This window comes from Geodermatophilus sp. SYSU D01176 (assembly GCF_054050015.1).
In genome coordinates, this window is record NZ_JBJGYN010000023.1 from 64,980 (window position 1) to 76,550 (window position 11,571).

The 11,571-nt window shown below is 70.6% G+C and carries 8 protein-coding genes; 5 read left to right on the forward strand and 3 right to left on the reverse strand.

Annotated elements, in window-relative coordinates; translation table 11 throughout:
- Positions 1-32: 32 nt before the first annotated feature.
- Entirely contained in the window at positions 33-3,938 is a 3,906-nt protein-coding gene (locus tag ACI78Z_RS14035; protein ID WP_457037150.1) for a DNA-directed RNA polymerase subunit beta', read from the forward strand.
- Between the two features lie 82 nt (positions 3,939-4,020).
- Here the strand turns inward: ACI78Z_RS14035 and ACI78Z_RS14040 are convergent, their stop codons facing one another.
- The 3 genes from ACI78Z_RS14040 to ACI78Z_RS14050 all read right to left on the reverse strand — a co-directional run bounded on the left by ACI78Z_RS14040 (position 4,021) and on the right by ACI78Z_RS14050 (position 6,487).
- Positions 4,021-5,061 (reverse strand): LLM class F420-dependent oxidoreductase, encoded by a 1,041-nt coding sequence (locus tag ACI78Z_RS14040; protein WP_457037151.1) that lies wholly within the window; start codon positions 5,059-5,061, stop codon positions 4,021-4,023.
- Positions 5,062-5,141: 80 nt separating this feature from the next.
- Positions 5,142-5,357 carry a hypothetical protein gene (locus ACI78Z_RS14045; protein WP_457037152.1) on the reverse strand — a complete coding sequence of 72 codons (216 nt, stop codon included), beginning with the start codon at positions 5,355-5,357 and terminating at the stop codon, positions 5,142-5,144.
- A gap of 155 nt (positions 5,358-5,512) precedes the next feature.
- Positions 5,513-6,487 carry a hypothetical protein gene (locus tag ACI78Z_RS14050; RefSeq protein WP_457037153.1) on the reverse strand — a complete coding sequence of 325 codons (975 nt, stop codon included), beginning with the start codon at positions 6,485-6,487 and terminating at the stop codon, positions 5,513-5,515.
- 545 nt (positions 6,488-7,032) lie between these two features.
- Between ACI78Z_RS14050 and rpsL the strand changes: the two genes are divergently transcribed.
- The 4 genes from rpsL (at position 7,033) to tuf (ending at position 11,447) form a co-directional block, all read left to right on the forward strand.
- Positions 7,033-7,407 (forward strand): 30S ribosomal protein S12, encoded by a 375-nt coding sequence (gene rpsL, locus ACI78Z_RS14055; protein WP_012950487.1) that lies wholly within the window; start codon positions 7,033-7,035, stop codon positions 7,405-7,407.
- 1 nt (position 7,408) lies between these two features.
- Positions 7,409-7,879, forward strand: a complete 471-nt coding sequence (gene rpsG, locus ACI78Z_RS14060; protein ID WP_091213426.1) for a 30S ribosomal protein S7 — start codon at positions 7,409-7,411, stop codon at positions 7,877-7,879.
- A gap of 100 nt (positions 7,880-7,979) precedes the next feature.
- Positions 7,980-10,079 carry an elongation factor G gene (fusA, locus tag ACI78Z_RS14065; protein ID WP_457037154.1) on the forward strand — a complete coding sequence of 700 codons (2,100 nt, stop codon included), beginning with the start codon at positions 7,980-7,982 and terminating at the stop codon, positions 10,077-10,079.
- Positions 10,080-10,253: 174 nt separating this feature from the next.
- The gene (gene tuf / locus ACI78Z_RS14070; RefSeq protein WP_012950484.1) at positions 10,254-11,447 is read left to right on the forward strand and encodes an elongation factor Tu; all 1,194 of its coding nucleotides are present in this window, start codon (positions 10,254-10,256) and stop codon (positions 11,445-11,447) included.
- Positions 11,448-11,571: the final 124 nt, after the last annotated feature.

Sequence of the window (11,571 nt, forward strand, 5' to 3'; positions counted from 1 at the left end):
AGTAACGAGTCCCCGGGAAAGGGGTCCACTCAGTGCTCGACGTCAACTTCTTCGACGAGCTCCGCATCGGTCTGGCCAGTGGCGAGGACATCCGCCAGTGGTCGCACGGTGAGGTGAAGAAGCCCGAGACCATCAACTACCGCACCCTGCGTCCGGAGAAGGACGGTCTCTTCTGCGAGAAGATCTTCGGTCCCACGCGGGACTGGGAGTGCTACTGCGGCAAGTACAAGCGCGTCCGCTTCAAGGGCATCATCTGTGAGCGCTGCGGCGTCGAGGTGACCCGCGCCAAGGTGCGGCGTGAGCGGATGGGCCACATCGAGCTGGCCGCGCCGGTCACCCACATCTGGTTCTTCAAGGGCGTCCCCTCGCGCCTGGGCTACCTGCTCGACCTGGCGCCCAAGGACCTCGAAAAGATCATCTACTTCGCGGCCTACCTGATCACCTCGGTCGACGACGAGACGCGCCACCGCGACCTCCCGACCATCGAGGCCGAGATCAGCGCGGAGAAGCACAACCTCGAGAGCCGCCGCGACGCCGACGTGGAGGCCCGCCAGCAGAAGCTGGAGGCCGACCTCGCCGAGCTCGAGGCCGAGGGCGCCAAGTCCGACGTCCGCCGCAAGGTGCGCGAGGGCGGCGAGCGCGAGATGCGCCAGCTGCGCGACCGCGCCCAGCGGGAGATCGACCGCCTCGAGGAGGTGCTCGACACCTTCCGCAAGCTCGAGGTCAAGCAGCTCATCGCCGACGAGGGTCTCTACCGCGAGCTGCGGGACCGCTTCGGTGAGTACTTCGAGGGCGGCATGGGCGCCGCGGCGCTGCAGAAGCTGCTCGCCGACTTCGACCTCGACGCCGAGGCCGCCTCGCTGCGCGAGACCATCCGCAGCGGCAAGGGCCAGCGCAAGCTGCGGGCCCTCAAGCGGCTCAAGGTCGTCGCGGCGTTCCAGCAGACGCGCAACTCGCCCATGGGCATGGTGCTCGACTGCGTGCCGGTCATCCCGCCGGACCTGCGCCCGATGGTGCAGCTCGACGGTGGCCGCTTCGCCACCAGCGACATGAACGACCTGTACCGCCGCGTCATCAACCGGAACAACCGGCTCAAGCGGCTGCTCGACCTCGGCGCCCCCGAGATCATCGTGAACAACGAGAAGCGGATGCTGCAGGAGTCCGTGGACGCGCTGTTCGACAACGGCCGTCGCGGCCGGCCGGTCACCGGCCCGGGCAACCGGCCCCTGAAGTCCCTGAGCGACCTGCTCAAGGGCAAGCAGGGCCGGTTCCGCCAGAACCTGCTCGGCAAGCGCGTCGACTACTCCGGCCGGTCGGTCATCGTCGTCGGCCCGCAGCTGAAGCTGCACCAGTGCGGCCTGCCCAAGCAGATGGCCTTGGAGCTGTTCAAGCCCTTCGTCATGAAGCGGCTGGTCGACCTCAACCACGCGCAGAACATCAAGTCCGCCAAGCGAATGGTGGAGCGCGCGCGGCCGGTCGTCTGGGACGTGCTCGAGGAGGTCATCACCGAGCACCCGGTCCTGCTGAACCGTGCGCCGACGCTGCACCGCCTGGGCATCCAGGCCTTCGAGCCGCAGCTGGTCGAGGGCAAGGCCATCCAGATCCACCCGCTGGTCTGCACCGCGTTCAACGCCGACTTCGACGGTGACCAGATGGCGGTGCACCTGCCGCTGTCGGCCGAGGCGCAGGCCGAGGCCCGGATCCTGATGCTGAGCTCGAACAACATCCTGAGCCCGGCCGACGGTCGTCCGATCACCGCGCCGACGCAGGACATGGTGCTCGGCCTGTACCACCTGACGACCCTGGTGCCCAGCCGGCACGAGGCCGACGGCGGCCAGCCGGCGGCCTACGGCTCGACCGCCGAGGCGATCATGGCGTTCGACAAGGGCGCGCTGGGCCTGCAGGAGCGGGCGCTGATCCGCCTCGACGAGGTCTTCGGCGTCGACAACGGCAAGGTCAACGAGCCGTGGGAGCAGCCTGCGGACTGGACGCCGGGTCAGCCGGCGCTGGTGCGGACCAGCCTCGGCCGGGTGCTGTTCAACGAGGCCCTGCCCGAGGACTACCGCTTCGTCAACTACCAGGTGCCGAAGAAGGAGCTCGGGGCGATCGTCAACGACCTCGCCGAGCGCTACCCCAAGGTGCAGGTCGCGGCGACGCTGGACGCCCTCAAGTCGGCCGGCTTCCGCTGGGCCACCCGTTCGGGCGTCACGATCGCCATCGACGACGTCGTGACCCCGCCGGCCAAGCAGGAGATCCTCGACCGGCACGAGGCCGAGGCCCGGCAGATCGAGCGCCAGTACGAGCGCGGCGTCATCACCGACGCCGAGCGTCGCGGCGAGCTGATCGAGATCTGGACCCGCGCGCGGGCCGAGGTCAGCCAGGCGATGGTGGACAACTTCCCGACCACCAACCCGGTCTGGGTCATGGTGAACTCGGGCGCCCGGGGCAACATGATGCAGATCAGCCAGATCGCCGGTATGCGCGGTCTGGTGGCGAACCCGAAGGGCGAGATCATCCCGCGGCCCATCAAGGCCAACTTCCGGGAGGGTCTGTCCGTGCTGGAGTACTTCATCTCCACGCACGGTGCCCGCAAGGGTCTGGCCGACACGGCGCTGCGCACCGCGGACTCCGGGTACCTCACCCGCCGGCTGGTCGACGTCTCCCAGGACGTCATCATCCGCGAGGAGGACTGCGGCACCGACCGCGGCGTGATCATGCCGATCGCCACCTCGGTGGACGGCGTGCTCACCCGGGACCCGCACGCGGAGACCAGCGTCTACGCCCGTGCCCTGGCCGCCGACGTGACGGCCGAGGACGGCACGCTGATCGCCCAGGCCGGCTCCGACCTCGGCGACGTGCTGATCAGCCAGCTGGTCGACGCCGGTGTCTCGGAGGTGAAGGTCCGCTGCGTCCTGACCTGCGAGTCGCTGCTCGGCACCTGCGCCACCTGCTATGGCCGCTCGCTCGCGACCGGCAAGCTGGTGGACGTCGGCGAGGCGGTCGGCATCATCGCCGCCCAGTCGATCGGTGAGCCCGGCACCCAGCTGACGATGCGCACCTTCCACACCGGTGGTGTCGCGGGTGAGGACATCACCCACGGTCTGCCGCGTGTGGTGGAGCTCTTCGAGGCGCGCGTCCCCAAGGGCAAGGCGCCGATCGCCGAGCTGGCCGGCACCGTCCGCATCGAGGACGGCGAGCAGTTCCGCAAGCTCACCATCACCCCGGACGACGGCTCCGACGAGGTCGTCTACGACAAGCTGTCGCGCCGGTCGCGGCTGCGGGTCGACGACGGCGCGCACGTCGAGGTCGGCGAGCAGCTCACCGAGGGTGCGGTGGACCCGCACGAGGTGCTGCGGATCATGGGCCCGCGCGAGGTGCAGCTGCACCTGGTGCGCGAGGTCCAGGAGGTCTACCGCAGCCAGGGCGTGTCGATCCACGACAAGCACATCGAGGTGATCATCCGCCAGATGCTCAAGCGTGTGACCATCATCGACTCGGGCGCCACGGAGTTCCTCCCCGGTGCGCTGGTCGAGCGGACGCTGTTCGAGACCGAGAACCGTCGGGTCGTCGCCGAGGGCAACGAGCCCGCCTCGGCCCGCCCGGTGCTCATGGGCATCACCAAGGCCTCGCTCGCGACCGAGTCGTGGCTGTCGGCCGCCTCCTTCCAGGAGACGACCAAGGTGCTCACCGACGCGGCGATCCAGGGCAAGAGCGACAGCCTGCTCGGCCTCAAGGAGAACGTGATCATCGGGAAGCTGATCCCGGCCGGTACGGGCATCAGCCGCTACCGGAACATCACGGTCGAGCCGACCGAGGAGGCCCGCGCCGCCGTCTACACGATGGCCGGGTACGACGACGGGCAGTACTACAGCCCGGACGTCTTCGGTCAGGGCAGCGGCGAGGCCGTCCGCCTGGAGGAGTACGACTGGCGGGGCTGAGCCCCGGTAGGCAGTGACGAGAGGGCCCCGTCGACCACCAGGTCGGCGGGGCCCTTCCGTGTCCTGCAACGGCTCTGCGGCCTCAGCCCACCAGGCGCTTCATCGTCTCGACCGTCCGCAGCCGGGCCTCCCGGCCCTCGTCGAGGGGCTGCAGCATCAGCGTGGTCACGCCCGCCTCGCGGAAGGCGGCGACCCGCTCGGCGACGTGCGACTCCGGCCCCACGAGCGAGACCGCGCGCACCAGCTCCTCGGGGACGACGGCGGCCGCCTCGTCCTTCTTCCCGTCGAGGTAGAGGTCCTGGATGGTCCGGGCCTCGTCCTCGTAGCCGTAGCGCCGGGCCAGGTCGTTGTAGAAGTTCCTGCCGCGGGCGCCCATGCCGCCGATGTAGAGCGCGAGCTGGGGCCGCACCAGGTCGAGCATCGGCTCCACGTCGTCCCCGATGGCGACCGGCACGCCGACGACGATCTGCAGCTCGCCCAGGGCGGGGTCGCGCTTGGCCCTGCCGGCGGCCAGCGCGTCGCCCCACACCGTGCTCGCGCGCTCCGGCATGAAGAAGATCGGCTCCCAGGCCTCGGCGATCTCCGCGGCGAGTTCGACGTTCTTGGGGCCGAGGGCGGCCAGCATGACCGGGATCCGGTCGCGCACCGGCGTGTTGATCAGCTTCAGCGGCTTGCCCAGGCCGGTGCCCTGCTCGGCCGGCAGCGGCACGGTGTACTTGGGGCCCTCGTGGACCAGCCGCTCGCGGCGCCACACCTGCCGGCAGATCTCCACGACCTCGCGGGTGCGCTGCAGCGGGGCGTCGTAGGGGACGCCGTGCCAGCCCTCGATCACCTGGGGGCCGGAGGCGCCGAGCCCGAGGGTGAAGCGGCCGTCGGACACGTAGTCCAGCCCCGCCGCGGTCATGGCGGTCAGCGCCGGGGTGCGGCTGTAGATGGGGAAGATGCCGCTCATCAGCTCGACCCGCTCGGTCACCGCGGCCAGGTAGCCCAGCTGGCTGACGGCGTCGAAGGTGTAGACCTCGGCGACCGTCGCGAGGTCCAGCCCCGCCGACTCGAGGTCGCGGATCTCCGCGGCGGTCTCGCGGAACCCCCCGCTGTAGCTGGCCTGGATGCCGATGCGCACGTCCACTCCTCAGGTCGGCGGCGCCACCGTCGGCGCCGTCGCCGACCGTAGCGGGGAGCGGACACGGCTCCCGCCGGCCCTCAGAGCGGACGGACGACGCCCACGACCTCGGTCACCACGCGGACGCCGTCGACGTCCCGGGGCACCCGCTCGGCGGCGCGCGCGTCGGCCAGGTCGACCTTGACGACGTAGCCGCTGTCCCGGCGGGCCAGTCCGACACCGACGACGCCCGGGTCGGCCGCGAGCCTGTCGCCGAGGGCGATCTTGGCGGCTCGGGCGGACGCGCGGTCGGTCATGCGCCCATGGTGCCCCTGATCAGGCCCTCGCGACAGTAGGAGGACCCCCTGCCACCCACCCCCTCGCAGGCCGCTCGGGGCGGGACCCTGCAGGGGGCCACCGTCCTCCTCACCGCCCGCAGGCTCGGGGCGGTGCCCTGGACGGGGCCGGCAGCTCAGGAAGCGACCCACCGGAGGTCCAGGACCGACAGCACGGTCGCCAGCGGGTTGGCGAAGGTGACCCCGCCGCCGACCCGCCCGCCGGTCTCGCTGCCCGCGAAGAGCAGGCCCAGCGGCGCGCGGTCGGCGCTGCGCCAGATCACCGAACCGCTGTCACCACCGGCGCTGAAGCCGCCCGCGACGCCGTCGATCTCGATCTGGTCGTCGAAGGTGTGGAGCACCTGGTCGTACTGCACGGTCACGCCGTCGACCTCCACGGCGCTGACCCGCCCGACCGTGTGCCCGGTGGTGCGCCCGACCTTCTCGACCCGGTCATCGGGCTCGACCTCGTCCACCTGCAGCGGCTCGACCCCCAGCGGCCCCCCGGGCAGGCGCCCCGGCTCCAGCGGGACCTCGGCGTCCACGGCCGCCACTGCGGCGTCGACCAGGTTCCCCGCACCGTCGCCGGTGAACGGCTGGAATGCCGACAGCGTCGCGACGCGGTGCGTCGCGGGCTCCCCGCCGTCGGCCGGGCCTGGTTGCAGTACCGGGTCCCCCACCGAGGCGGCGCCGCTCGCGGCCAGGACGTGGCTGTTGGACAGGATGGCCAGCCGCCCGCCGACCCGGACGAAGCCACCGAGCGTCCCCGCCGACACCGTCGGGTGGGCCACCGACAGCCCGGGGTGCAGCGGACGGGCCGGCTGCTGCAGGTCCCCGGGGGTGGGGGAGGACAGGGCGCGGACGGCGCCGATGACCCGCACGTCGACCTCGTCGAGGACGGCGTCGTCGAGGCCGGACAGCAGGACGTCGGCGTCCTCCTTGGCCGCCAGGCGGATGGCCAGGTGTGCCCGCCCCGGGCCGACGGGCGCCAGGCCCAGGGCCGGGCGCGTCCACCGCGGGCCACCCGCGGCGCTGGCCGACACCGGCTCGGCAGAGCCGGCCAGCCGGGCCGACAGATGGGCCTTGAGCTCACGGGCGAGGTCGACGTGCACGGATCCTCCGGTGGCGGTGGGTGGGCGTCCTGGCACCGACGGTAGGGGGAGGGTCCGACAACCGCGCGGCTCCGGGAGGCGCCCCGGGTGTCGGAGCGGCTCGCACCCGATGCCCGCCGGGAGCGGCTACAGTCGCGCCACCCCGGCCCGCACCGGGTCCGTCCGACCGGGAACAGCAGCCTCCCGGACCTCGTTGACCCGCTGCGTACCCCCGGTCGACAGGGCTCGACCGCCCCGCCGAGCTGTGGCGGACCCGGCTTTGACCGGTCTCCGGCACGCGGGTATCGTGGTCAGCCGTGCCCAGGGTGCCCTGGGCCTGCTCCCGTTCGCGGTGCGCCTGCCGACAGGTGGTGGCGCCGAGTCGCGGGGGGCGACCGATCCGGTTCGACTCGCCGGCCGGTCCCGGGGAAGGCGACACGCCCGACCGCGGGGACCGGTGGTGGTCCACGGCCGGAGGCGGGTACGGCCCCGGCAGGACCGGCACCCGGCACAGCAGAGCACCGTCCACAGCACGACCCAGCGCAGGTAGGAGATCCAGGCCACCCATGCCCACGATCAACCAGCTGGTCCGCAAGGGCCGCGAGGACAAGGTCGAGAAGACCAAGACCCCGGCGCTGAAGGGCTCCCCTCAGCGTCGTGGCGTGTGCACCCGCGTGTACACGACGACGCCGAAGAAGCCGAACTCGGCGCTGCGCAAGGTCGCTCGCGTCCGCCTCACCAGTGGCATCGAGGTGACCGCCTACATCCCGGGCGTCGGCCACAACCTGCAGGAGCACTCGATGGTGCTCGTGCGCGGCGGCCGCGTGAAGGACCTCCCCGGCGTGCGCTACAAGATCATTCGCGGCTCGCTCGACACCCAGGGTGTCCGCAACCGCAAGCAGGCTCGCAGCCGGTACGGCGCGAAGAAGGAGAAGAGCTGACATGCCGCGCAAGGGCCCCGCACCGCGCCGCCCGCTGGTCGCCGACCCGGTGTACCAGTCGCCGCTGGTGACCCAGCTGGTCAACAAGGTGCTCGTCGACGGCAAGCGCTCGGTCGCCGAGGCGATCGTCTACGGCGCCCTCGAGGGCTGCCGCGCCAAGACCGACACCGACCCGGTCGTCACGCTCAAGCGCGCGCTGGACAACGTCAAGCCGGCCCTCGAGGTCCGCAGCCGCCGCGTCGGTGGTGCGACCTACCAGGTCCCGGTCGAGGTCCGCGCCTCCCGCAGCACCACGCTCGGTCTGCGCTGGCTGATCCAGTACAGCCGCGCCCGTCGCGAGAAGACGATGACCGAGCGCCTGATGAACGAGCTGCTCGACGCGAGCAACGGCCTGGGCGCCGCGGTGAAGCGCCGCGAGGACACCCACAAGATGGCCGAGTCCAACAAGGCCTTCGCGCACTACCGCTGGTAAGTGCCACCCCGGCTGGCTCCGCCAACCCCCGCGGCCGGCGGGTGTTCCGGGCCACCACCCGGACACCCGCACGCGGACCCGAACCAAAGAGGAGAGACGGATGGCCACCAACGCGGCCCAGCTCGCCAAGACCCGCAACATCGGGATCATGGCGCACATCGACGCCGGCAAGACCACGACGACCGAGCGCATCCTCTTCTACACCGGTATCAACTACAAGATCGGTGAGGTCCACGACGGCGCGGCCACGATGGACTGGATGGAGCAGGAGCAGGAGCGCGGCATCACCATCACGTCCGCCGCGACGAAGTGCTCCTGGAACGGCTACGACATCAACATCATCGACACCCCCGGGCACGTCGACTTCACCGTCGAGGTGGAGCGGTCGCTGCGGGTGCTCGACGGTGCCGTCGCCGTCTACGACGGGGTCGCCGGCGTGGAGCCGCAGACCGAGCAGGTGTGGCGGCAGGCGGAGAAGTACGGCGTCCCGCGCATGTGCTTCGTCAACAAGCTCGACCGGACCGGCGCGAACTTCTTCCGCTGCGTCGACATGATGGTCGAGCGGCTGGGCGCCAATCCGCTGGTGCTGCAGCTGCCGATCGGTGCCGAGGCCGACTTCATCGGCGTCGTCGACCTGGTGCAGATGCGCGCGCTGACCTGGCGCGGCGAGACCGCGATGGGTGAGGACTACTCGGTCGAGGAGATCCCGGCCGAGCTCGCCGACCAGGCCGCCGAGTACCGCGAGAAGCTGCTCGAGGCCGTCGCCGAGACCGACGACGCCATCATGGAGTCCTACCTCGGCGGCGAGGAGATCTCCGTCGAGACGCTGAAGGCCGCGATCCGCAAGGCGACCATCTCCGCGCAGGTCAACCCCGTGCTCACCGGCACCGCCTTCAAGAACAAGGGCGTCCAGCCGCTGCTCGACGCGGTCGTCGACTACCTGCCCAGCCCGCTGGACATCGAGGCGATCGTCGGCACCGCCCTCGACGGCGAGACCGAGGTGCTGCGGCACGCCGACGAGGACGAGCCGTTCTCGGCGCTGGCCTTCAAGATCCAGACGGACCAGCACCTGGGCAAGCTGACCTACATCCGGGTCTACTCGGGCCGGCTGTCCTCCGGGTCCCCGGTGCTCAACAGCACCAAGGACCGCAAGGAGCGGATCGGCAAGATCTACCAGATGCACGCCAACAAGCGCGAGGAGCGCGAGGGCGTGGGCGCCGGCCAGATCGTCGCCGTCGTCGGCCTGAAGCAGACCACCACGGGCGACACGCTCTGCGACCCGCAGAACCCGGTCATCCTGGAGTCGATGACCTTCCCGGCGCCGGTCATCTCGGTGGCGATCGAGCCGAAGACCAAGAGCGACCAGGAGAAGCTCGGCACCGCCATCCAGAAGCTCGCCGAGGAGGACCCGACCTTCCAGGTCCGGCTCGACGAGGAGACCGGCCAGACGGTCATCTCCGGCATGGGCGAGCTGCACCTGGAGATCCTCGTCGACCGCATGCGGCGCGAGTTCAAGGTCGAGGCCAACGTCGGCAAGCCGCAGGTGGCCTACCGCGAGACCATCCGCAAGGCCGTCGAGAAGTACGACTACACCCACAAGAAGCAGACGGGTGGGTCCGGCCAGTTCGCGAAGGTCCAGGTCACCCTGGCGCCGCTGGAGGTCAGCGGCGACTCGGCGACCTACGAGTTCGAGAACGCCGTGACCGGTGGTCGCATCCCGCGGGAGTACATCCCGTCGGTCGACCAGGGCATCCAGGACGCCATGCAGTACGGCATCCTCGCCGGCTACCCGGTGGTGGGCGTCAAGGCCACCCTGGTGGACGGCCAGTACCACGAGGTCGACTCCTCCGAGATGGCCTTCAAGATCGCCGGCTCGATGGTCTTCAAGGAGGCCGCCCGCAAGGCCAGCCCGGCCCTGCTCGAGCCGATGATGGCCGTCGAGGTCGTCACGCCCGAGGACTACATGGGTGACGTCATCGGCGACCTGAACTCCCGGCGCGGGATGATCCAGGCGATGGAGGAGCGCTCCGGCGCCCGCGTCGTCCGGGCCCTGGTCCCGCTCTCGGAGATGTTCGGCTACGTGGGCGACCTGCGCAGCCGCACCCAGGGGCGGGCGAGCTACACCATGGTGTTCGACTCGTACGCCGAGGTCCCGCAGAACGTCGCCAAGGAGATCATCGCGAAGGCGACGGGAGAGTGAGCACCGCAGGGCCGTCCACGGCCCGAGGCGCGGAGCGATCCCGGAGCCGAGCCGTGGACATCGCCAAGGCGACCGGCGAGTGACCCGCCGGGCGGGGTACGTCCCCGCCCGGCCCCCCAGCAAGCCCACCCCAGAGTTCGCGCACGACTGCGACACCACGAGGAGAGGAACCCAGTGGCCAAGGCCAAGTTCGAGCGGACCAAGCCGCACGTCAACATCGGCACCATCGGGCACATCGACCACGGCAAGACCACGCTGACCGCGGCGATCACCAAGGTGCTGCACGACAAGTACCCGGACCTCAACGAGGCGTCGGCCTTCGACCAGATCGACAAGGCGCCCGAGGAGAAGGCCCGCGGGATCACGATCTCGATCGCCCACGTCGAGTACCAGACGGAGAACCGTCACTACGCGCACGTCGACTGCCCCGGGCACGCCGACTACATCAAGAACATGATCACCGGTGCGGCGCAGATGGACGGCGCCATCCTGGTGGTCGCCGCGACCGACGGCCCGATGCCGCAGACCAAGGAGCACGTCCTCCTGGCCCGCCAGGTCGGCGTCCCCTACATCGTCGTGGCGCTCAACAAGGCCGACATGGTCGACGACGAGGAGATCCTCGAGCTCGTCGAGCTGGAGGTCCGCGAGCTGCTCTCCGAGTACGAGTTCCCGGGTGACGACGTCCCCGTGGTCCGCGTCTCGGCGCTGAAGGCGCTCGAGGGCGACGCCGAGTGGGGCGACAAGCTCATGGAGCTCATGAACGCCGTCGACACCGCCATCCCCGAGCCGCAGCGCGAGATCGACAAGCCGTTCCTCATGCCCGTCGAGGACGTCTTCACCATTACCGGCCGCGGCACCGTCGTGACCGGTCGCGTGGAGCGCGGCATCGTCAAGGTGTCCGAGGAGATCGAGATCGTCGGCATCCGCCCGAACTCGACCAAGACCACGGTCACCGGCGTCGAGATGTTCCGCAAGCTGCTCGACCAGGGCCAGGCCGGTGACAACGTCGGTCTGCTGCTCCGCGGCATCAAGCGCGAGGACGTCGAGCGCGGTCAGGTCGTCGTGAAGCCGGGTTCGATCACCCCCCACACGAACTTCGAGGGCTCGGTCTACATCCTCTCGAAGGACGAGGGTGGTCGTCACACGCCCTTCTTCAACAACTACCGTCCGCAGTTCTACTTCCGGACCACGGACGTCACGGGCGTCGTGACCCTGCCGGCCGGCACCGAGATGGTCATGCCGGGCGACAACACCGAGATGACGGTCGAGCTGATCCAGCCGATCGCCATGGAGGAGGGCCTGCGGTTCGCCATCCGTGAGGGTGGCCGCACCGTCGGCGCCGGTCGCGTCACCAAGATCATCAAGTAAGACCCGCGACGGGGGGGGGGGGCCCCCCTCGGCGCCCCCCCGCCCCCCGGGGGCCTCCCTGTGTGCTACCCCCCCCCGCGCCCTCGGGGCACAACCGCAGAGGGCTTCGAACCCCCCGCCGCTC